Consider the following 22,170-nt stretch of genomic DNA (forward strand, 5'->3'; position numbering starts at 1 on the left):
TTATTTTTGTGATGAGATACAGTGTCTCTGTGAATGACTTTCTTTATTCTTTGTTGGCACTTTCATTCAGAATGCGAGCATATGAATAAGTGGGTTTATGCCAGGTAATTGGTTGAATGAACCCGGCAAGATATTAAATTGAATTATTGTCATGAGGTCGTGAATTTACCTCATAACAGAGAGCTTAATTAATCAGGCTCTTGAACTGACAGGTTTGCCACATTTGTGGTAGGGAAGGGGGTGAGAATCCCCCGCAGCCCCCGCTGCTGTGATGCTGACGACCCCGTATTGACCACTGATCGCAAGATTGGGAAGGACGGGTGAGGATGACGCTAAGCCAGAAGACCTGCCTGTCAGTGACTACCAACAACTTCGGTGGGAAGTGGGTGGTTCAGATGCATACAGTCGAGAGACTGGGTATCTTTACACCCCTACCACCCTGAACAGGATCAGGGTATGGCGGCCAATTTTCACGCTTTTGTTCTTGCAGGTACCGGAAGCGGCTGTGGTAAAACCACGGTGACGCTGGGCTTGTTGAGCTTGTTGAAAAAACGCGGTTTACGCGTCCAGCCTTGCAAAGTAGGCCCCGATTACCTTGATACCGGCTGGCATACCGCGGTATGCGGCACTGCTTCCCGCAATCTTGATAGCTTCATGCTTCCCGTCCCCACCCTGAATGCTTTATTTCGCGAGCACATGCAACATGCGGATATCGCCGTTATTGAAGGCGTTATGGGGTTGTATGACGGATACGGCACCGACCCAAACTACTGCAGCACCGCCGCGATGGCCAAACAGTTAGGCTGTCCGGTTATCCTACTGGTTGATGGCAAAGCCGTTTCCACCTCGATCGCCGCGACGGTAATGGGGTTTCAGCATTTTGATCCAACCCTGAATATTGCCGGCGTTATTGTTAACCGGGTTAACAGCGAAACGCATTACCAGCTCCTGAAAGTGGCGATTGAGCGTTACTGCGCTGTACCCGTCTTAGGCTACGTTCCCCGTATGGAAGGCGTTGCGCTTCCCGAGCGTCATCTGGGTTTGGTTACCGCGCGTGAGTCGGTTATCAACCAGCAGCCGTGGCAGGCGTTTGCCGCGACGCTGGAGCAAACCCTTGATATCGACGCGCTGCTGAGATTAAGCCAGTTAGACACGCTTCCTGCGGGTGAATGACCAGCGTTGCCCGCCGCAGACGCCGGGGCAGGGCTAACGCTTGCCATCGCCGATGACGAAGCGTTCAACTTCTACTACCCGGACAACATTACGCTACTGGAGCGCACGGGGCTTAAGATTGTCCGTTTTAGCCCGTTGCACGACACCTGTTTACCCGACTGTCAGATGATCTGGCTGGGGGGTGGCTATCCTGAGTTACATGCTGCGGCGTTGGCCCGTAATATTGCAATGCTTAACCAACTGCGGGCGGCGCACCAGCAGGGTGTCGCGATTTATGCCGAGTGCGGGGGGCTGATGTATCTCGGCAGTTCGCTGGAAGACAGCCAGGGTGATACCTGGCTGATGGCGGATATCATTCCCGGTCACAGCAAAATGGGAAAACGTCTGACCCGATTTGGCTACTGCGAAGCGCAGGCCGCGCAGCAAACGTTGTTGGCTGCAGAAGGCGAAGTGCTGCGCGGACATGAATTCCACTACTCCGATTTTACCCCTGAAACTCCCGCGGTGATGAACTGTCGCAAAGTGCGCGATGGCAAAACGCTGCAAGCCTGGTCCGGCGGTTGGCAGGTGGGAAATACCTTTGCCAGCTATCTACACGTTCATTTTGCTCAACGTCCGCAGATGCTTAACCACTGGCTGGCAGCCGCGAGGAGCGCACTATGACCATCCTCGCGTGGTGTGTTGCCTGGCTGCTTGATTTTATCATCGGCGATCCGCAGAACTGGCCGCATCCGGTGCGCTGGATTGGCAATCTGATTTCTGCGGTGCAACGGGTTGTTCGGCGTTACTGCCATAGCGACCGTGCGCTACGCATCGGTGGCGCGGTGATGTGGATTGTGGTGGTTGGGCTGACCTGGGCTGTGTCCTGGGGAGTACTGGCGCTGGCGCACTCTATTCATCCCTGGCTTGGTTGGGTGGTTGAGGTCTGGATGATCTTTACCGTGCTGGCCGGGCGCTGCCTGGCAAATGCCGCGCAGGATGTCGAGCGTCCGCTACGTGCCGGTAACCTTGCTGCAAGTCGGGAAAAGCTGTCATGGATTGTGGGACGCGATACCTCGCAATTACAGCCACAGCAGATCAATCGCGGCGTAGTGGAAACCGTGGCAGAGAACACCGTTGATGGCATCATCGCGCCGCTGTTCTTCTTGCTCCTCGGCGGTGCGCCTCTGGCGATGGCCTACAAAGCGGTAAACACCCTTGACTCCATGGTGGGCTACAAACATGAAAAATACCGCGCTATCGGTATGGTCAGCGCTCGTCTGGACGATGTCGCAAATTATATTCCCGCGAGACTAAGTTGGCTGCTGCTGGGCGCAGCGGCATTTTTATGTCGCCAGGACGGCGCGCGTGCTTTGCAGATTGGCTGGCGCGATCGCTACAACCACAGCAGCCCAAACTGCGCGTGGTCAGAAGCGTCCGTTGCCGGGGCATTAGGAATTCGTCTGGGTGGTCCTAATGACTACTTTGGCGAGCGCGTTGAGAAACCGTGGATCGGTGATGCACAACGCGACATTTCGGTAGACGACATTTCCCATACGATTCGATTGATGTGGGTGGCATCGATGCTGGCACTGGCGCTGTTTATTGCGCTGCGGTGGCTGCTGGTCGGTGTAGCCTGAGGACAACACAATGCAATATATCCAGCAACCCCAGGCGATTGAGGCCAAAAGTTTCGACATTATTGGCGAGATCATCCGTGAAACCCGCCCGGACTATCAGTTTGCCAGCCCGTTACATGAAGCCATTATCAAGCGGGTTATTCACACGACAGCGGATTTCGACTGGCTGGACATTCTGTGGTTTTCCAGTGATGTGCTGGAGCAGTTCTGTGCGGCGCTTAGCCGTTCGAGCGTGATTTATACCGACACCACTATGGCCCTTTCAGGGATTAATAAAACGCTGCTGGCAAAATTCGGTGGCGAATGCCGCTGCTACATCAGCGACCCGCGGGTCGTGCGGACGGCAAAAGAGCAGGGCATTACCCGGTCAATGGCGGCCGTTGACATTGCGGTGAAGGAAGAGGGTGAAAAGCTGTTTGTGTTTGGCAACGCGCCGACAGCGCTGTTCCGCCTGCTTGAGCATGATGTGGCCGTGAGTGGCGTAGTTGGCGTACCGGTTGGGTTCGTCGGTGCAGAAGAGTCGAAAGATGCACTGACCCAAAGCAATCTACCCGCCATTGCTGCGTTAGGTCGTAAAGGGGGAAGTAACGTCGCCGCCGCGATCGTCAACGCCATGCTTTATCACATGCAGGGGGCGCGATGAGCGAGTCCTTTGATACGCCGGTGTGGCACAACGGTAAAGCGCTGCGTAAAGGATATACCACGGGATCGTGCGCGACGGCGGCGGCAAAAGTGGCGGCGCTGATGGTATTGCGCCAGCACCTGATCCATCAGGTTTCTATCGTGACGCCATCAGGTGTGACGCTGTGTCTGAACGTAGAGTCGCCGCATATCGAAGGACAGCAGGCGATAGCCGCCATCCGCAAAGACGGTGGCGATGATGTGGATGCCACCCACGGCATGCTGATTTTTGCCCGCGTGACGTTAAACGATAGCAAAGAGATAACCCTTCAGGGCGGGGAAGGCGTTGGCACGGTAACCCGCAAAGGGATCGGCCTGCCAGTGGGCAGTTCGGCGATTAATCGCACACCTCGCCAGACCATTGAGTCTGCGGTTCGTGAGGCGATTGGTCCGAATCGTGGGGCGCAAATTGAAATTTTCGCGCCGGAAGGTGAAGAGCGGGCGCAAAAAACCTACAACTCTCGCCTTGGCATTCTGGGCGGCATTTCGATCATTGGCACGACTGGGATCGTCACGCCGATGTCAGAAGAAAGCTGGAAACGTTCACTGTCGCTGGAACTGGAAATTAAGCGAGCGGCGGGGCTGGAGCGTGTCGTACTGGTGCCAGGAAACCACGGCGAACGTTTTGTGCGTGAGCAGATGGGGATCGACACCCAGGTTGTGGTCACCATGAGCAATTTTGTCGGTTACATGATTGAAGAAGCCGTACGTCTGGGGTTCCGACAAATTGTGCTGGTGGGACACCCTGGTAAGCTCGTCAAAATTGCGGCGGGGATCTTTCATACCCACAGCCATATTGCCGATGCTCGCATGGAAACGCTGGTGGCCCACCTCGCGTTACTGGGGGCGCCGCTGGAACTGCTCACGCTGGTCAGCGACTGCGATACCACCGAGGCTGCGATGGAACACATAGAAGCATACGGTTTTCAGCACATTTACAACCATCTGGCTAAGCGCATCTGTATGCGCGTCCTGCAAACGTTGCGCTTTACCAAAAATCCCCCGACCTGTGACGCCATCATGTTCTCTTTTGATAATCAGGTGCTTGGGAGTAATCGCCCGGTCGCAGAGATTGCTGAGGAGATGCAATGTTAACCGTTGTAGGGATGGGACCAGCCGGTTTGCATTTGATGACGCCTGCGGCGCGTGAAGCGGTCGCAACGGCTGATGTTCTGGTCGGTGGAAAGCGACATTTGCAGCAATTCCCGGATTTTACCGGTGAACAGTTTGTTCTCGGCGCCAATATTCTCGAACTTTTGAACTGGATTTGCGCGCACCAGGAGCAACGCGTTGTGGTGCTGGCATCTGGCGATCCGCTGTTTTACGGCATCGGGACGCGCATGGTGGCGCATTTCGGTATTGAAAATGTGCGCATTATTCCCGGTATAAGCGCGGTGCAGTACCTGTGTGCGCAATCCGGTATTGATATGAACGATATGTGGCTGACCAGTAGCCATGGTCGCAGCGTCTGTTTCGATGAACTGGCGCGACATAACAAGGTGGCGATGGTGACAGATGCGCAGTGCGGCCCGCGTGAAATTGCGCAGCAGCTCATTGCACGAGGCAAGGGACATCGCTGGATGGTGATTGGCGAAAACCTGGCAATGGAAAACGAACGGATCCATTTCCTGCCTGTGAACGAAGTTAATGCCGACTATGACATGAATGCAGTGGTGATCCTTGATGAAAGATGAGCTGTTTCTACGTGGAGAGAAAGTGCCGATGACCAAAGAAGCGGTACGTGCACTTGCCCTCTCAAAACTTGAATTACACCGCGCCAGTCACCTGATTGATATTGGCGCGGGAACCGGCAGCGTGTCGATAGAAGCCGCGCTGCAATACCCTGGATTGCGCGTGACGGCAATCGAGCGTAACCCGGCGGCGCTCAGGCTGCTGGATGAAAACCGCCAGCATTTTGCCTGTGCAAACATCGACATTTTTCCCGGTGTTGCGCCGATGACTATCGCTGAAAAAGCCGATGCCATTTTCATGGGCGGCAGCGGTGGCCATTTGACTGAACTGATTGACTGGTCAATGCGTCAATTGCATCCCGCAGGGCGGCTGGTGATGACATTCATCCTCCAGGAAAACCTCAACACCGCGCTGGCACATCTGGACCATCTTGGCGTACCGGGAGTGGATTGCCTGCAGCTACAGGTTTCCTCGCTTACCACGCTTGGCAGTGGTCACTATTTCAAACCGAATAACCCCGTATTTGTTATCGCCTGTCAGAAGGAAGGAAACCATGTCTGAGATTTTTGATCCCCGTAGCGTGTGGTTTGTTGGCGCAGGTCCTGGCGATCGCGAGCTGATTACCCTCAAAGGTTACCGGTTGCTACAGCAGGCGCAGGTTGTTATCTACGCCGGCTCGCTGATTAACACGGAATTGCTGGAATATTGCCCTGCTGGTGCTGAATGCCACGACAGCGCTGAACTGCATCTGGAGCAGATCCTTGATCTGATGGAAGCCGGAGTGAAAGCGGGTAAGACCGTGGTGCGTCTGCAAACCGGCGATGTTTCGCTGTACGGTTCCGTGCGCGAGCAGGGCGAGGAACTGACCAAACGTGGGATTGACTGGCAGGTGGTGCCCGGCGTCAGCGCATTCCTTGGTGCGGCGGCGGAGTTGGGCGTTGAGTATACCGTGCCTGAGGTCTCACAGAGCCTGATCATTACCCGCCTGGAAGGACGCACGCCGGTGCCGGAGCGCGAACAGCTGGAGTCATTTGCCAGTCACCAGACATCTATGGCGATTTATCTGTCCGTTCAGCGTATTCATCGTGTGGCCGAGCGTTTGATTGAAGGCGGTTATCCGGCGACCACGCCCGTGGCGGTGATCTACAAGGCAACCTGGCCGGAAAGCCAGACTGTGCGCGGTACCCTGGCGGATATTGGCGACAAGGTTCGTGATGCGGGCATCCGTAAAACGGCCCTTATTCTGGTCGGTAATTTCCTGGGCTCGGAGTATCACTACTCCAAACTCTATGCGGCGGACTTTAGCCATGAATACCGTAAAGCCTGAGTCAATTGCGCTTTTTTGCCTGACCCCGGGAGGCGTTACGCTGGCAAAACGTCTGGCGGCCATGCTGCCGGTCACCTGTTTTACCAGTGAAAAGCTGCTGGAGGAGGGATTCATTCCTTTCGAAAACGGCTTTGCGAATACCGCCCGCGAAGCGTTTGCGAATTACTCGGCGCTGATTTTTATCGGTGCGACCGGCATTGCGGTGCGCGTGCTGGCCCCGCTGGTCAACGACAAATTTTGCGATCCGGCGGTGGTGGTCATTGATGAACGCGCCCAGCATGTCATCAGCCTGCTCTCCGGTCACGCGGGCGGTGCCAATGCGCTGGCGCGGTATCTGGCGGGCATGTTGGGCGCCGATCCGGTGATCACCACGGCGACGGATGTCAACGATATGGCGGCACTGGATACGCTGGCATTTCAACTGAATGCCCGGATGAGTGATTTCCGTTCGGCGGTGAAGATCGTTAATCAGATGCTGGTCAGTAATAAGCGGGTTGGGCTGTGGTGGGATGATGAACTGACGCAGGATGTCAGTCATTGCGACCGGCGCGGATTTATCACGGTAACCGATCTCAATCAGCTTCCTGAACTGGATGCGCTGGTGTGTATCACCTTACGCACCAACTTACCCGATCTGCCTGTTCCGCACTGGAAGCTGGTGCCACAACGTGTTGTGGCCGGAATTGGTTGTCGTCGTGACACGCCGTTCCCGTTGCTGGCCGCGCTGCTTGCCAGGCAACTCGAAGCCCAGCAGCTCGATCCGCTGGCGCTTAAAGCGATTGGCAGTATCACGCTGAAAAAAGATGAACAGGGACTTATCCAACTGGCTTCGTGCTGTCGCGTTCCTTTCGAAACCTTTACTGCTGACGCGCTGCGTGAGCATGAACACCGTTTTCCGGCCTCATCGTTTGTTCGCAAAACGGTGGGTACAGGAAGCGTTTCCGGTCCTGCAGCCTGGCTGCTGAGCCACGGAAAACTGTTAGGCGAGACCCTGCGAGAACAGGGCGTCACTATCACTTTGGGAGTTTCACACTGATGTTAAGCGTAATTGGAATTGGCCCTGGCTCGCAGGCAATGATGACCATGGAAGCCGTTGAAGCATTGCAGGCAGCGGAAATCATCGTTGGCTATAAAACCTACACCCACCTGGTAAAAGCGTTCACTGGCGACAAGCAGGTGATCAAAACCGGGATGTGCAAAGAGATTGAACGCTGCCAGGCGGCGATCGAACTGGCGCAGGCGGGTCACAACGTGGCGCTGATCAGCAGCGGTGACGCAGGGATTTACGGTATGGCCGGGCTGGTGCTTGAGCTGGTCAGCAAGCAAAAGCTGGACGTTGAGGTCAGGCTGATCCCAGGAATGACGGCCAGCATTGCCGCCGCCTCTTTGCTGGGCGCGCCGTTGATGCACGACTTCTGCCACATCAGCTTAAGCGATCTGTTAACACCGTGGCCAGTTATCGAAAAACGTATAGTGGCTGCCGGCGAAGCAGACTTTGTAATCTGTTTCTACAACCCGCGCAGTCGGGGTCGCGAAGGTCATCTGGCGCGCGCATTTGAGCTGCTTTCTGCCAGCAAGAGCGCGCAAACGCCGGTAGGTATTGTGAAGTCAGCCGGACGTAAAAAACAGGAAAAATGGTTGACCACCCTGGGTGAAATGGACTTTGAACCGGTTGATATGACCAGCCTTGTGATTGTTGGCAACAAAACAACCTATGTTCAGGACGGTCTGATGATCACGCCACGAGGTTATGTGCTGTGAATTACGGTGATGTGTTGGTCATGGGCGGTACCAGCGATGCGCGCATGCTGTGCCAGCAACTGGACGCAGCCAATGTGGCCTACACCCTGTCAGTTGCGACCCCAACGGGGAAGCAACTGGCGGGAGATATCAAAGGTCAGGTGCGCTGCGGGCGTCTGGAGCGCGAACAAATGATTGCCTGGCTACAGGAAAATCGGACGCGCTGGGTGATAGACGCCTCGCATCCGTATGCCGAGGTGGTGAGTCGCAACATCATGAACGCCTGCGAAGCGGCGGGGGTACTGCTGAGCCGCTATCAACGTCCTGAGCAGTTGAGCGGTTTAACCCATCCGCAGCTTTATACCGTACAGAGTATTCAGCAAGCCTGCGAGGTTGCGCGCCGCTTCGGTGACCGCGTGCTGCTGACGACCGGCAGTAAAGATCTGGCTATCTGGCGCGAAGGGTTGCCTGAAAAAACGCTGCTGGCGCGCGTCCTGCCTGTACCCGAGGTTATTCAGCAATGCGCGGACCTGGGATTTGGCGTCGGTGAGATTTTTGCATTGTGCGGGCCGTTTAGCGCCGAGTTCAACGCTGCGTTTTATCGCCAGTGTCAGGCTGATGTGGTGATCACTAAGGCATCCGGTGCGGAAGGTGGTTATCAGGAGAAAGTTCAACCCTGTCTGGATGCTGGTATCCCCTGCATCGTGATTACACGTCCGGCACCGTTGGTGACGGGAGAAGAGTTACTGGAAAGTCAGGCCGCCTTTGGGGCGCGTTTAACGCGCTGGCTGGCCGCTGCTTAAGGAGTTAGAGATGAAAAAGGCGCTTCTGGTGGTCAGCTTTGGCACCAGCTATCACGACACCTGTGAGAAAAATATTGTGGCTTGCGAGAGCGATCTCGCAGCCAGTTGCCCTGACCGCGACCTGTTCCGGGCGTTTACCTCCGGGATGATTATCCGCAAGCTCAAGCAGCGCGACGGCATTGAGATCGACACGCCGCTGCAGGCGCTGCAAAAGCTGGCGGAGCAGGGGTATCAGGACGTGGCTATTCAGTCGTTGCACATTATCAACGGTGATGAATACGAAAAAATTGTCCGCGAAGTGCAAAGCATGCGCCCGCTTTTTTCTCGCCTGACGCTGGGTGTTCCGCTGCTGAGCAGCCATGACGATTACGCCCAGCTGATGCTGGCGCTGCAACAGCAAATGCCGGTGCTTGGCGAAAATGAAAAAGTGGTGTTTATGGGACACGGTGCCAGCCATCATGCCTTTGCCGCCTATGCCTGCCTCGACCATATGATGACGGCACAGCGCTACCCGGCGCGGGTTGGGGCGGTGGAAAGCTACCCGGAAGTCGATGTGCTGATTGAAAGTTTGTCTCAGGAAGGGGTGACGGCGGTGCATCTGATGCCGCTGATGTTAGTTGCTGGCGATCATGCCATCAATGATATGGCCTCTGACGAAGAGGATTCGTGGAAAACATTGTTCAATGCGGCCGGGATACCGGCTACGCCGTGGCTCAGTGGTCTGGGTGAGAATCCGGCGGTTCGCGCTATGTTCGTGGCGCATTTACAACAGGCGCTTAATGTGGCGCTGGAGGAAGCAGCATGAGCGGAAAACTGTACGCATTAAGCACCGGGCCTGGCGCTTCCGATCTTATCACCGTGCGGGCCGCACGCACGCTGGGTACGCTGGATATTCTCTATGCGCCCGCCGGGCGCAAAGGTGGCGACAGTCTGGCTCTGTCGATCGTACGTGAATATATCGGCGAGCAGACCGAAGTTCGCTGCTGCCATTTTCCTATGAGTGCTGACAGCGCCGAAAAAGAGGCGGTATGGGATGACGTTGCGGCCGCGCTGGTTCAGGAAGTCGAAGCGGGTAAGCAGGTGGGCTTTATTACACTCGGCGACGCCATGCTGTTCAGCACCTGGGTTTTTTTACTCCAGCGTATTGGCTGTCCTGACTGGTTAGAAATCGTCCCGGGCGTGACCTCTTTCGCTGCGATTGCCGCGCGGTCAAAAACGCCGCTCGCCATGGAGCAACAGTCACTGGCCGTGGTCTCCTGTACCGCGCCGGAAGCGGAAATCCAGCAGGCGTTAAAGCAGTATGACAGTCTGGTGCTGATGAAGGTATACGGTCGTTTTGCGCGCATCAAAGCGCTGCTGCAACAAGAGGGTTTGTTGGGCTGTGCATTGATGATGTCTGAAGCCACGCTGCCGGGTGAACAGTGCTGGCGTCATCTCGATGAGGTGAGCGACGATCAGCCGCTGCCTTATTTCTCGACCATTCTGGTCAATAAACAGTGGGAGTATGCACAATGAAGCTTGAACAACAGCTAAAACAGCTGTCTTTCAGCGGGTTGGCTGCGGCGCTATTACTGATGGTTGTTCCTGAACAAGCGTTCGCCATGCACATAATGGAAGGTTTCTTGCCGCCGATGTGGGCGCTGGCCTGGTGGCTGCTGTTTTTGCCGTGCCTGTGGTACGGGCTGGTGCGGCTGCGCCAAATCGTGCAGGAAGATAGTCACCAAAAAGTGTTACTGGCTTTGTGCGGCGCGTTTATTTTTGTGCTGTCGGCGCTGAAAATTCCTTCTGTTACCGGAAGTTGTTCGCACCCTACCGGGGTAGGCCTGGCGGTTATCCTGTTTGGACCGGGCGTGGTGGCAATCCTCGGGGCAATCGTCCTGCTGTTCCAGGCGCTGTTGCTGGCGCACGGTGGTTTGACAACGCTTGGCGCTAACGGCATGTCGATGGCGGTGATTGGCCCGGTAGTGGGTTACATGGTATGGAAAATGGCCTGCCGTACGGGGTTGCGTCGTGATGTTTGCGTCTTCCTGTGCGCGATGCTGGCGGATCTCGTCACCTATTTCGTGACCTCGGTGCAACTGGGCGTGGCGTTCCCGGACCCATCCGCCGGTGCTACGGGTTCAATCATCAAGTTCATGGGGATTTTCTGCCTGACGCAGATCCCAATTGCGATAGCGGAAGGTCTGCTCACCGTAATGATTTATGACCAGTTAACCAAACGGCAGTTGATTACCGCTCAAGGACATTAACGATGAAAAAGACGCTGATTTTGTTAGGGATGGTAGTGGCGCTGGTGATCCTGCCGTTCTTTATCAACCATGGTGGAGAGTACGGTGGCTCAGACGGTGAGGCGGAGAGTCAGATTCAGGCAATTGCCCCACATTATGAGCCGTGGTTCCAGCCCTTGTATGAACCGGCAAGCGGTGAGATTGAAAGCCTGCTGTTTACGCTCCAGGGATCGCTGGGCGCAGCCGTGATTTTCTACATTCTGGGTTACACCAAGGGCAGGCAACGTCGTGATGACCGGGCTTGACAGGCTTAGCTATCAAAGCCGCTGGTTTCATGTCTCACCCGTGCGGAAATTTCTGCTCTGGCTGATGATGATGATTCTGGCGTTTACTCTGCCCCCGTTGGGGCAGGGTATTGAGCTGTTACTGATTGCCGCGCTGAGCTGCTGGCTGCTGCGCATTTCCTTCTGGCGCTGGTGTCGCTGGATAGCATTACCGTTTGGTTTTCTGACGGTCGGCGTCGTGACCATTCTGTTTAGTTTTAGCCGCGATCCGCAGACGCTGCTGGCCAGCATCCCCGTTGGAAGCTATTGGTTAGGTGTTAGCGCGCCAGGGCTTGTCACCGCCAATGAAACCTTCTGGCGCAGCCTGGCTGCGCTGGCGGCGACGTTCTGGCTGGTCCTGAATCTGCCGTTTCCGCAATTAATTATCTTACTCAAACGCGCGCACGTTCCTCGCCTGCTCACTGAGCAGATCCTGCTAACCTGGCGCTTTATTTTTATCCTGTTAGACGAGGCGCTGGCTATTCATCGCGCACAAACGCTACGTTTTGGTTATCGTAGCTTGCCGTTGGGCTATCGCTCGCTGGCGATGCTGGTGGGATTGCTGTTTACCCGCGTGTTGATCCGCTACCAGCAAATGACCACCACACTGGATATCAAACTGTATCAGGGTGATTTTCACCTGTAAGGAAAAGTATGCTTGCCACTTCAGCGCTTTGGTTTCGCTATCAGGATGACCCGATCCTCAAAGGGCTAACGCTGGACTTTTCAACGCATGCCGTCACCGGGCTGGTCGGTGCTAATGGCTGCGGGAAATCCACGCTGTTTATGAACCTGAGTGGTTTACTGCGCCCGCAGGAAGGCGCGGTGATGTGGCAAGGCAAACCGCTGGATTACAGCAAGCGCGGCCTGCTGGCGCTGCGTCAGCAGGTGGCAACCGTATTTCAGGATCCCGATCAGCAAATTTTTTATACCGATATCGACAGCGATATTGCCTTCAGCCTGCGCAACCTTGGGGTGGATGAGACTGAAATCTCCCGCCGGGTGGATGATGCGCTCACGCTGGTCGATGCCCAGCATTTTCGCCATCAGCCTATTCAATGTTTAAGTCACGGGCAAAAAAACGTGTGGCGATTGCCGGGGCGTTGGTGTTGCAGGCGCAGTATTTGCTACTGGATGAACCTACTGCGGGCCTTGACCCATCAGGCCGCACGCAGATGATTGAGATAATCAAACGCATCGTAGCGCAAGGAAACCACGTGGTTATCTCCAGCCATGATATCGATCTTATCTATGAAGTCAGCGATGCAGTGTACGTTTTACGCCGGGGGGAAGTGCTAACACACGGCTCGCCGGGTGATGTGTTTGCCCGGACGGATCTTATTGAACAAGCGGGATTAACTCAGCCCTGGCTGGTGAAGCTGCATACCGAGCTGGGCTTCCCGCTGTGTAAAACAGAGGCTGAATTTTTTAGCTGTATGCGAGAGAACGCACTGAAGGAGGCGTCATGACGCAGGCAATAATGTTGCAGGGAACGGCATCTGATGTAGGTAAAAGCGTGTTGGTCGCCGGTCTGTGTCGAATTTTTTATCAGGATGGACTGCGTACCGCACCGTTCAAATCGCAGAACATGGCGCTGAACTCTGGCATTACGCCAGAGGGCAAAGAGATGGGGCGCGCGCAAATTTTTCAGGCTGAGGCCGCCGGTATTACGCCAGATGTGCGTATGAATCCGGTGCTGCTTAAGCCGACCAGCGATCGTAAAGCGCAGGTTGTGCTGATGGGCAAAGTGGCTACCGATATGGATGCGGTGAGCTACCACGAGTACAAACCGAAACTACGGGATCAAATCCTGTCTGTTTATAACAGTCTCGCGCAGGAGTTCGATGTGCTGGTACTGGAAGGGGCTGGAAGCCCGGCTGAGATTAACCTGCGCGATCGCGATATCGTCAATATGGGGATGGCAGAAATGGCGCAGTGCCCTGTCGTTCTGGTGGCGGATATCGACCGCGGCGGGGTGTTCGCCTCCATTTACGGCACGCTGGCGCTACTGCACGACCATGAACGCGCCAGGGTAAAAGGGGTGATCATCAATAAGTTTCGCGGTGATGTGGCGTTGCTGTATTCCGGGATTGAGCAAATTGAAGCGCTGACCGGCGTTCCGGTCCTGGGCGTCATGCCATGGCTGGACGTTGATCTGGAAGATGAAGATGGCGTTGCGCTGCAAAAGGGCAAATATTTGCGCACAGACAAACGCGACATCGATATCGCCGTTGTTCAGATACCACACATTTCTAACTTTACTGATTTCAATGCGCTTGCCGCACAGCCGGATGTGCGCGTGCGCTATGTTCGCCAGCCTGAAGAGTTGGCGGGGGCCGATCTGGTGATTCTGCCCGGCAGCAAAAACACCCTGGGCGATCTGGTGTGGCTGCGTGAAAGCGGGATGGCGCATGGCGTGGTGCAATTACATCGTAATAACGTACCCGTAGTGGGGATTTGCGGTGGCTATCAAATGCTCGGCGAAACCATCATTGATGAAGTTGAGTCAGGACTCGGTACGTTGCCGGGTCTGGGCTTGCTCGATACCGTAACGCATTTTGCCCAGCACAAAACCACGACCCTGGTTGAAGGACAAATGTCCTCCTCGCTGCCGGACTGGCTGGCGGGTACCGCGGGATTATCCGTTCGCGGTTATGAAATTCATATGGGCGAAACGGCATTAACTGAAGAATGCCGGTCGGTGATGACGCTGCGTAAAGACGGCGGTAACGTGGCTGATGGCGCGGTCACTGCCGATGGCCTGGCGTTCGGCACCTATCTTCACGGTCTGTTCGACAGCGATGAATTTACCCGTGCGCTGGTTAATGGCCTGCGAGAACGTAAAGGGTTAGCGCCGCTGGATTCCACCTTCCATTACGCGCAATATAAATCGCAGCAGTTTGATCTGCTGGCGGATGCGATGCGGCAACACATCGATATTGAGAAAATTTATACCATCATGCAGCAACACCGGGAGCCAGTATGATGATTCTGGTGACTGGCGGCGCGCGAAGCGGCAAGAGTCGGCATGCGGAAGCGCTGATCGCAGATTCTCCAAACGTTTTGTATATCGCGACTTCGCAGATTTTTGATGAGGAGATGGCTGCGCGAATTCAGCATCATCGTGACGGACGTCCTGCGCACTGGCGGACAGCCGAACGCTGGCAACATCTCGATGAGCTGATTACGGCAGCAAACGATCCACAAGAAGCCATTCTGCTGGAGTGCATCACCACGATGGTGACCAACCTGCTGTTTGCGCTGGGCGGTGACAGCGACCCGGATAGCTGGGATTACGCGGCGATGGAGCAATCTATTGAGGATGAAATTCGTTCGCTGATTGCGGCCTGTCAGCGCTGTCCGGCCAGGGTTGTGCTGGTCACTAACGAAGTCGGAATGGGGATTGTTCCGGAGAACCGTCTGGCACGGCATTTTCGCGATATTGCAGGACGTGTGAACCAGCGACTGGCGGCGGCGGCTGATGAGGTCTGGCTGGTGGTATCAGGAATTGGAGTCAAAATTAAATGAGTAAGTTGTTCTGGGCAATGCTCTCTTTTATTAGTCGCTTGCCCGTTCCTGCTCGCTGGTCGCAAGGACTGGATTTCGAGCACTATTCACGTGGCATTGTGATGTTCCCGCTAATTGGCGTGGTGCTGGGAGGGCTGACGGGGCTGGTCTTTATGGCGCTGCAGCCCTGGTGTGGGGTGCCGTTGGCGGCCCTGTTTGCAGTCCTCACGCTGGCGTTATTGACCGGGGGATTTCATCTCGACGGTCTGGCGGATACCTGTGACGGTATTTTTTCTGCCCGTCGACGCGAGCGGATGCTGGAAATCATGCGTGACAGCCGCCTGGGGACTCACGGTGGACTGGCGTTAATTTTCGTGTTGCTGGCAAAAGTGCTGGTGGTGAGCGAACTGGCTTTGCGGGGCACGCCGATGCTGGCGGCGCTTGCTGCCGCTTGTGTCGCCGGGCGGGGTACCGCTGTTTTGCTGATGTATCGGCATCGCTACGCCCGCGAAGAAGGGCTGGGCAACGTCTTTATCGGTAAAGTCACCGGGCGTCAAACCTGCGTCACGTTGGGATTCGCGGCGATCCTGGCTGCCGTGCTTCTTCCTGGCATGCGCGGCGTGGCGGCGCTGGTTGTTACGATAGTGGCGATTTTTATTCTTGGGCAGTTATTAAAACGCACGTTGGGTGGGCAGACCGGCGATACGCTGGGCGCAGCCATTGAACTTGGCGAGTTGATTTTCCTGCTGGCTCTGCTCTGAGTCAGCCAACATACTGGAACCCTTATGCAGACTTTAACCTCTTTACTCCACGCAATCCCTTCACCTGATAGTGCTGCGATGCTGCGTGCACAGCAGCATGTCGATGGCTTGCTTAAACCGCCAGGAAGTCTTGGTCGACTCGAGTCGCTCGCCGTGCAACTGGCCGGAATGCCGGGTCTGAAGGGCGTACCGCATGTGAATGGCAAAGCGATGCTGGTGATGTGCGCCGATCACGGTGTATGGGATGAAGGGGTTGCCGTTTCGCCTAAAATCGTCACGGCTATTCAGGCTGCTAATATGACGCGTGGGACGACAGGCGTTTGTGTGCTTGCCGCTCAGGCGGGGGCAAAGGTACATGTGATTGATGTCGGCATCGATGCTGAGCTTATCCCTGGCGTGGTGAATATGCGCGTGGCGCGCGGCTGCGGCAATATTGCACAAGGCCCGGCAATGAGTCGTTCGCAGGCCGAGGAGCTGCTGCTGGAGGTTATCCGCTATACCCATGAGCTGGCCAAAGATGGCGTAACGCTGTTTGGCGTCGGTGAACTTGGTATGGCAAATACGACACCAGCGGCGGCAATCGTCAGCGTGCTGACCGGCAGCGATGCCGAGGATGTGGTGGGTATCGGCGCTAACCTGCCGCTTTCAAGAGTAGGCAATAAAGTCGATGTTGTGCGGCGAGCAATTGCCGTCAATCAACCGGATCGTAATGACGGTATCGATGTGCTGGCTAAGGTAGGCGGGTTTGATCTGGTCGGCATGGCGGGGGTGATGTTGGGGGCGGCCTCCTGCGGCCTGCCGGTCGTGCTGGACGGTTTTCTCTCTTATTCCGCTGCGCTGGCAGCCTGCCAGATTGCGCCGCAGATTAAACCTTACCTGATCCCGTCACATTTCTCCGCCGAGAAGGGGGCTCGCACCGCGCTGGCGCATCTTGAACTGGAGCCGTATCTCAATATGGGGATGCGTTTGGGCGAAGGCAGCGGGGCCGCGCTGGCGATGCCGATTGTTGAAGCCGCCTGTGCAATGTACAACAACATGGGGCAGCTTGCCGCCAGTAACATTGTGCTTCCGGATGGTAAGGAAGCATAGTTTTCGGCCACGCTGAACCTCGCCCCATGGTGCAATACCGTTCAGTTAAGCCTGTATGGAAATGTTTTGCTCTGAATCAGTTTCCGTTCACCTTATGTGCGTTGCTTCTCTGATAACGTTATACCTGTGAACGCGCAAGGAAGGCTCACCGCCGCCTCCCTTGCATCCCTGGCTCCCGGCGGGAAAATCGTCGCTGCGCGATTCATTCGTCTTATGCCGTCCGCCTGTCGGGTCGGGGCCGGGCCTGCGTCCCTGCTGGCAGTCCCCTCTGCCCGCATCCCTGCGGGCAGACCCGGTCAGCCGTCAACGCCTCATCGATTTTCAGCCGGACCGGGGTCATCGCTGCAACGCACTGACTTCCAGTTAACTCTGTTTTGCTGTTCAGATAAAAAACGCAGGGGGTCAGGTGTGGGCTGGTCCGGCTGAAAATTGCCGACGTGTTTCCGTAAGGCAGGGAGAACCCGCAGGGATGCGGGTTCAGGGCGCGTTTTGCAGGGACGCTACCTCGCGCCCGGCCCGGTAGCCTGGAGGAATAAACGGAGGGGACCACGAAGTGGCAATTTTCCCGCCGGGAGCCGGGATTGTAAAGGGCGTGGCGGAGAACGCCCTTTACACGTTCACAGGAATCGGTGTTTCAGAGAAACGATGCACATGAGGTGAACGGAACCCTTACCGTGAGATAGCATATTCATAACTTCTGCCAACACAGGTGATGCTTTCTGATACAGAGGCGTTAACTGAACTGCATTAGCCTCAGGCGGCTTTTTTATGCGGATTTTAGGCGTAACCCACTAAAACTGATAATAAAAGCTATAATTAACGGATATCTGCTGCGGCGAAGGAAAGGAAAAAGATGCGTCGTGTAAAACTGCTTTGTTCACTCATTATGCTGCTCGTGAGTCAGAGCGCGCAGGCGGTGAGTTATCCGCTCCCGCCTGAAGGCAGTCGCCTGGTGGGGAGCCCTTTGACCATTACGGTACCTTCAGGAAACACTCAGCCGTTGGAAGCTTTTGCCGCGCAGTACGGACAGGGGTTGAGCAATATGCTGGAGGCCAATCCCGGCGTGGATGTTTTTCTGCCTAAGTCTGGCTCGACGCTGGTTGTGCCACAGCAACTGATATTACCGGATACTGTACGCGAGGGGATCGTAATCAACGTCGCAGAAATGCGCCTTTACTATTATCCCGCTGGCAGCAATACGGTTGAGGTTTTACCCATTGGCATTGGCCAGGTGGGTAGAGAAACGCCGCGTAACTGGGTGACGGCGGTAGAACGTAAGCAGGAAGCACCAAGCTGGACGCCTACGCCGAATACCCGGCGCGAATACGCAGCGCGTGGGGAAAGCCTGCCGGCGTTTGTTCCTGCCGGGCCTGATAACCCGATGGGACTGTATGCGATTTATATCGGCAGGCTTTATGCCATTCATGGCACAAATGCGAATTTCGGTATTGGTCTGCGGGTAAGTCAGGGGTGTATCCGTTTGCGTAATGACGACATTAAATATCTGTTTGATACCGTACCGGTAGGGACGCGTGTGCAACTGATAGACCGACCGGTGAAATACAGCGTAGAGCCGGACGGTAGTCGCTGGGTGGAAGTGCATGAACCACTGTCACGAAACCGGTCGGAATACGAGTCTGACAGAAAAGTTCCCTTGCCAGTCACCCCCGCGCTGCGCACCTTCATCAGCGGGAATGACGTGGATATGAGTCGCGGAAATCAGGCACTGGAAAGACGCTCCGGCATGCCGGTGAATATCAGTCTGATTCAGACCCATTACTAATTTTCAAGGCGACCCTGTGATCTTTAGCCTGGGTGGGTCGCTTTTTTAATTTGATACTGTCCCATTTTTACCACGCCAATATGGTCTGCCATTAGCTGCGCCTCGTGTTCGCTGTGTGTAACCAGCAGTGCCGTTTGCCCGGCGGCACGCAAAATATCCCGTACCTCGTTGCCAAGACGCTCACGCGTGCGCTTATCAAGGCTGGAGAAAGGCTCATCGAGCAGCAGGATTTCCGGATGCGGCGCCAGCGCGCGCGCAAGAGCGATACGCTGCTGTTGACCGCCGGACAGTTCATGCGGATAACGGCTGGCATGACTGTGCAACTCCACCATTTTTAACAGCTCCGCCACCCGGACCTGCTGCTGCTCACGCGGCATACGTCGTAACCCAAAGGCCACGTTTTGTTGCGCGGTCAGGTGAGGGAATAACGCATATTCCTGAAAGACCATGCCGACATGCCGTTTTTCCGGCGGCAGATGAACACCGGAACCGGCAACGCGGCGCTGCGACACATAGATATCTCCGCTTCGCAGCCGTTCAAATCCGGCAACTGCGCGTAACACGGTGGTTTTTCCGCAACCTGAAGCGCCCAGTAAACAAGCGATCTCTCCTTTACGTACCGACATTGAAAACCCGCTCAGCACCGATTGCTGGCTGTTGCCGTAGGCAACATGCACATCCTGGAGTCGTAATGCAATTTCTGACATTGTTACTCTCTTAACCACGGCGAGTCATCTGGTGACGCACCAACAAAATAACCGGTAGCGTGCCAGCTAAAACAATCATTAGCGCGGCGATAGCACCTTCTTCATAGGTTCCACGGGCGGCTTCTGCATACAGCAACGTAGCCAGCGTTTCGAAGTTTACCGGGCGCAACAGCAACGTTGTTGGCAGTTCTTTCATGGCATCGGCAAAAACCAGCAGGGCGCTACTCACTAACGCCGGGCGCAGCAATGGGAAATGAACCCGTGCAAATGTGCCCGCACCATTCTCACCCAACAGACGAGAAGCCTGCTCCAGCGAAGGCGGAATGCGGCCCAGGCCGGAATCCAGTGCGCCGATAGCAATCGCCTGGAAACGCATGGCACAACAAATTACCAGCAGGATCCCGGCAGACATCAGCGGCAGGCCGCGAACATCCAGTAAATCTGCCAGCCAGCGGTCGACTGCCATCGCGGGGGTTAAAAAACCAATCGCCAGAATTGTACCGGGAACCGCGTAGCCTAAAGAAGCCAGACGCATCACACCACGGCGAAATCCTGGCATCGCGTTATCTGCGGCGCTATGCCGCGCGCTCCAGGCCACCAACATACTGACGCAAACCACCACCAACGTGGTTCCCGCGGCCAGTGATAACGTATTTTGTAATGCAGCCAGTAACGAGGAGGATATAGGGCTCTCGTCACCTATATGTTTGGCGCTTTCCCAGATTAAAAACAGCACCGGGGCCAGAAAGCCCAGCACAACTGGCAGCGAAATAACGACACCGAGTAGCCAGCCACGCCAGCCTTGCACGCGGGTGGGTTGAATCTCCCGCAGGCTACGGCTGCTGAATCCCTGTTTTCTGCGGCCATAAAATTCCAGCGTCAGAATAAAGAATATAAACATCAGCATCATGCAGGCGATTTGCGCTGCGGCAGATAAATCAGAGCGAGAGATCCACGTGGTGTATACGGTAACTGTTAACGTTTGTACCCCGAGAAATTCCGACGCGCCGATATCGTTAAGCGTCTCCAGCAGCGCCAGACTGATCCCGACGGCCAGTGCCGGGCGTGCCATGGGGAGAGCAACACGAAAAAAGGTCCCGGTTGCGCTGCAACCCAGCGTACGTGCAGCTTCCAACAGATGGGCCGGCTGGCTGATAAACATGGCGCGGGTTGTCAGGTACACGTAAGGATAAAGTACTAATCCGAGCAAGATTATTGCGCCGGAAAGGGAACGTAAATCGGGCAGACGGAACTGTCGCGGGTTGTCAAAGCCCAGTATAAAACGGATAAAGGTTTGCAACGGGCCAATCGGATGCAGCAGATCGAGCCATGCAAAGGCAACGATGTAGGTCGGCATTGCCAGCGGCAACAGCAGCGCCCAACTGAGAATTTTTCGCCCAGGGAAATCCCATGCCGTTACCGCCCATGCGCTGCCTACGCCAATGACGCCAACCATTATCGCGACACCCGCTAGCAACAGCACGGTGTTTTTGAGCGCTGAAGGCAGTACATATGTCATAAGATTATCCCAGTGGGATAAATCAGCCTGAGTGGCCTGCCAGATCAGCGCAACGATGGGGGTCAGGACGCCAAGCGCGACGCACAACGCGCCAAGATGCAACGGCGTTAATAATGACTGCGGCCCGGAAACCAGGCCGCGTAACGTCGGAAACTGCAGCGATTTATTGATCGAATCCAACTTTATCTACCAGCAGGCTAGCTTGTTTACGATACTTCACGATCTCTGTGAGCGGTGTTTTATCGACGTCGATTTCACCGATTGTGGCGCTAATGACCGGGTCAAGCGTTACGCCTTTCAGTACCGGATATTCGAAGTTCGCTTTCGCATACTGCTGCTGGGCAGGCGCGGAAACCAGATATTCCATCAGCTTAACGGCATCGGCTTTATTTGGCGCATAGCGGGCAACGGCAGCGCCGCTGATGTTGACGTGCGTACCGCCATTTTCAAAGGTTGGTTTAACGACTTTAATGGCATCGCCCCACTGACGAGCATCGCTGCCTTCTTTGGCGTTTTTCATATGGCCGACATAATAGGAGTTGGCCAGACCAATATCACAAATTCCACCGAGGATATCGCGGGCAACATCGCGATCGCCGCCGGTGGCTTTACGCGCCAGGTTAGCCTTCACGCCGCGCAGCCATTCTTCGGTTTTGGCTTCACCATGATGGGCAATCATCGCGGCGATCAGCGCCGTGTTGTAGGGGTGCTGACCGGAACGAATACAAACTTTACCTTTGTATTCTGGGCTGGCGAGCTGTTCGTAATGCCAGTTATCGATTGGCAGCGACTTCTCGGCATACAGTACGCGGGCGCGCATTGAAAGCGCAAACCACTGATTATCCGCACCGCGCAGATTCGCCGGAATGGCGGCTTTCAGCGCTTCTGACTCTACCGGCTGAGTGACGCCGGCTTCAACTAAATCGATGAGATTTCCGGCATCGACGGTCATCAGCAGGTCGGCAGGGGAGTTTTTGCCTTCAGCCTTAACACGCTCAAGCATACCGTCTTTGATATAGACCGTACTTACTTTGATACCGCTGGTTTTAGTCCAGCTATCAAGTAAAGGCTGGATCAGGCCCGGTTCACGGGTGGTGTAAAGCGTTAACGTTTCCTGAGCGAAAGCCGGCAGGCTGACAGAGAAGAGGAGGGCAGAGGCAAGCGTGATACGGCGCAATCCGGTGCGAGTCAGAGCATTCATCGTTTTTATCCCAGAGT

The 22,170-nt window shown here is 55.5% G+C and carries 22 protein-coding genes, 2 pseudogenes and 1 riboswitch; of the genes and pseudogenes, 21 read left to right on the top strand and 3 right to left on the bottom strand.

Annotated features, from left to right (window positions below; genetic code table 11):
- The first annotated feature begins 193 nt into the window (after positions 1–193).
- Positions 194–368, top strand: a riboswitch (cobalamin riboswitch).
- Positions 369–456: 88 nt separating this feature from the next.
- The 21 genes and pseudogenes from OGV38_RS19205 (at position 457) to ldtA (ending at position 18,726) form a co-directional block, all read left to right on the top strand.
- A pseudogene (locus OGV38_RS19205) lies at positions 457–1,836 on the top strand (cobyrinic acid a,c-diamide synthase CobB).
- Positions 1,833–2,792: an adenosylcobinamide-phosphate synthase CbiB gene (gene cbiB, locus OGV38_RS19210; protein WP_047357938.1), complete on the top strand. Its 960-nt coding sequence runs from the start codon at positions 1,833–1,835 to the stop codon at positions 2,790–2,792. The pseudogene OGV38_RS19205 and the gene cbiB overlap by 4 nt, the downstream one beginning before the upstream one ends.
- A gap of 10 nt (positions 2,793–2,802) precedes the next feature.
- Positions 2,803–3,435: a cobalt-precorrin-8 methylmutase gene (locus OGV38_RS19215; protein WP_008785140.1), complete on the top strand. Its 633-nt coding sequence runs from the start codon at positions 2,803–2,805 to the stop codon at positions 3,433–3,435.
- Complete coding sequence (cbiD, locus tag OGV38_RS19220) at positions 3,432–4,568, top strand: cobalt-precorrin-5B (C(1))-methyltransferase CbiD (protein ID WP_016153523.1); 1,137 nt, start codon at positions 3,432–3,434, stop codon at positions 4,566–4,568. The genes OGV38_RS19215 and cbiD overlap by 4 nt, the downstream gene beginning before the upstream one ends.
- Positions 4,562–5,167, top strand: a complete 606-nt coding sequence (locus OGV38_RS19225) for a cobalt-precorrin-7 (C(5))-methyltransferase (protein ID WP_019077093.1) — start codon at positions 4,562–4,564, stop codon at positions 5,165–5,167. Before cbiD ends, OGV38_RS19225 begins: the two co-directional genes overlap by 7 nt.
- Positions 5,157–5,726 carry a decarboxylating cobalt-precorrin-6B (C(15))-methyltransferase gene (locus tag OGV38_RS19230; protein WP_016153521.1) on the top strand — a complete coding sequence of 190 codons (570 nt, stop codon included), beginning with the start codon at positions 5,157–5,159 and terminating at the stop codon, positions 5,724–5,726. Before OGV38_RS19225 ends, OGV38_RS19230 begins: the two co-directional genes overlap by 11 nt.
- A complete protein-coding gene (locus OGV38_RS19235; protein ID WP_003030275.1) occupies positions 5,719–6,492 on the top strand; it encodes a cobalt-precorrin-4 methyltransferase in 774 nt (257 codons plus the stop codon). The genes OGV38_RS19230 and OGV38_RS19235 overlap by 8 nt, the downstream gene beginning before the upstream one ends.
- Positions 6,473–7,528, top strand: a complete 1,056-nt coding sequence (gene cbiG, locus OGV38_RS19240) for a cobalt-precorrin 5A hydrolase (protein ID WP_016153520.1) — start codon at positions 6,473–6,475, stop codon at positions 7,526–7,528. The genes OGV38_RS19235 and cbiG overlap by 20 nt, the downstream gene beginning before the upstream one ends.
- Positions 7,528–8,253: a precorrin-3B C(17)-methyltransferase gene (locus OGV38_RS19245; protein WP_003030278.1), complete on the top strand. Its 726-nt coding sequence runs from the start codon at positions 7,528–7,530 to the stop codon at positions 8,251–8,253. Before cbiG ends, OGV38_RS19245 begins: the two co-directional genes overlap by 1 nt.
- Positions 8,250–9,035 (top strand): cobalt-precorrin-6A reductase, encoded by a 786-nt coding sequence (locus tag OGV38_RS19250; protein WP_016156865.1) that lies wholly within the window; start codon positions 8,250–8,252, stop codon positions 9,033–9,035. Before OGV38_RS19245 ends, OGV38_RS19250 begins: the two co-directional genes overlap by 4 nt.
- Before the next feature lie 10 nt (positions 9,036–9,045).
- Positions 9,046–9,840, top strand: coding sequence for a sirohydrochlorin cobaltochelatase (gene cbiK, locus OGV38_RS19255; protein ID WP_019077091.1), 795 nt, complete (start codon positions 9,046–9,048; stop codon positions 9,838–9,840).
- Positions 9,837–10,550, top strand: a complete 714-nt coding sequence (locus OGV38_RS19260; protein ID WP_286474469.1) for a cobalt-factor II C(20)-methyltransferase — start codon at positions 9,837–9,839, stop codon at positions 10,548–10,550. The genes cbiK and OGV38_RS19260 overlap by 4 nt, the downstream gene beginning before the upstream one ends.
- Positions 10,547–11,284, top strand: a complete 738-nt coding sequence (gene cbiM / locus OGV38_RS19265) for a cobalt ECF transporter S component CbiM (protein ID WP_286474472.1) — start codon at positions 10,547–10,549, stop codon at positions 11,282–11,284. Before OGV38_RS19260 ends, cbiM begins: the two co-directional genes overlap by 4 nt.
- A 2-nt stretch (positions 11,285–11,286) precedes the next feature.
- Complete coding sequence (locus OGV38_RS19270; RefSeq protein ID WP_006683999.1) at positions 11,287–11,568, top strand: energy-coupling factor ABC transporter substrate-binding protein; 282 nt, start codon at positions 11,287–11,289, stop codon at positions 11,566–11,568.
- Positions 11,555–12,232: an energy-coupling factor ABC transporter transmembrane protein gene (locus OGV38_RS19275; RefSeq protein WP_181500358.1), complete on the top strand. Its 678-nt coding sequence runs from the start codon at positions 11,555–11,557 to the stop codon at positions 12,230–12,232. The genes OGV38_RS19270 and OGV38_RS19275 overlap by 14 nt, the downstream gene beginning before the upstream one ends.
- An 8-nt stretch (positions 12,233–12,240) precedes the next feature.
- Positions 12,241–13,055 (top strand): annotated as a pseudogene (locus OGV38_RS19280) (energy-coupling factor ABC transporter ATP-binding protein).
- A complete protein-coding gene (locus OGV38_RS19285) occupies positions 13,052–14,572 on the top strand; it encodes a cobyric acid synthase (protein WP_049270773.1) in 1,521 nt (506 codons plus the stop codon). The pseudogene OGV38_RS19280 and the gene OGV38_RS19285 overlap by 4 nt, the downstream one beginning before the upstream one ends.
- Positions 14,569–15,114, top strand: coding sequence for a bifunctional adenosylcobinamide kinase/adenosylcobinamide-phosphate guanylyltransferase (gene cobU, locus OGV38_RS19290; RefSeq protein WP_016153512.1), 546 nt, complete (start codon positions 14,569–14,571; stop codon positions 15,112–15,114). The genes OGV38_RS19285 and cobU overlap by 4 nt, the downstream gene beginning before the upstream one ends.
- The gene (gene cobS, locus OGV38_RS19295; protein ID WP_019077089.1) at positions 15,111–15,854 is read left to right on the top strand and encodes an adenosylcobinamide-GDP ribazoletransferase; all 744 of its coding nucleotides are present in this window, start codon (positions 15,111–15,113) and stop codon (positions 15,852–15,854) included. The genes cobU and cobS overlap by 4 nt, the downstream gene beginning before the upstream one ends.
- Before the next feature lie 24 nt (positions 15,855–15,878).
- Positions 15,879–16,943 (top strand): nicotinate-nucleotide--dimethylbenzimidazole phosphoribosyltransferase, encoded by a 1,065-nt coding sequence (cobT, locus tag OGV38_RS19300; RefSeq protein WP_016156857.1) that lies wholly within the window; start codon positions 15,879–15,881, stop codon positions 16,941–16,943.
- Positions 16,944–17,796: 853 nt separating this feature from the next.
- Positions 17,797–18,726: a L,D-transpeptidase gene (ldtA, locus tag OGV38_RS19305; RefSeq protein WP_286474475.1), complete on the top strand. Its 930-nt coding sequence runs from the start codon at positions 17,797–17,799 to the stop codon at positions 18,724–18,726.
- 23 nt (positions 18,727–18,749) lie between these two features.
- On the opposite strand, the gene OGV38_RS19310 is transcribed toward ldtA, so the two are convergent.
- The 3 genes from OGV38_RS19310 to OGV38_RS19320 are packed head-to-tail and all read right to left on the bottom strand — an operon-like array spanning position 18,750 to position 22,153.
- Positions 18,750–19,433 carry an ABC transporter ATP-binding protein gene (locus tag OGV38_RS19310; protein WP_016156856.1) on the bottom strand — a complete coding sequence of 228 codons (684 nt, stop codon included), beginning with the start codon at positions 19,431–19,433 and terminating at the stop codon, positions 18,750–18,752.
- A gap of 10 nt (positions 19,434–19,443) precedes the next feature.
- On the bottom strand, positions 19,444–21,132 hold the full coding sequence (locus OGV38_RS19315) for an ABC transporter permease (protein ID WP_181500260.1): 1,689 nt from the start codon (positions 21,130–21,132) through the stop codon (positions 19,444–19,446).
- Positions 21,116–22,153, bottom strand: a complete 1,038-nt coding sequence (locus OGV38_RS19320; protein ID WP_047499042.1) for an extracellular solute-binding protein — start codon at positions 22,151–22,153, stop codon at positions 21,116–21,118. The genes OGV38_RS19315 and OGV38_RS19320 overlap by 17 nt, the downstream gene beginning before the upstream one ends.
- Between the last annotated feature and the right edge of the window lie 17 nt (positions 22,154–22,170).

It is taken from the genome of Citrobacter sp. Cb080 (assembly GCF_030334745.1).
Classification (GTDB): domain Bacteria; phylum Pseudomonadota; class Gammaproteobacteria; order Enterobacterales; family Enterobacteriaceae; genus Citrobacter; species Citrobacter braakii.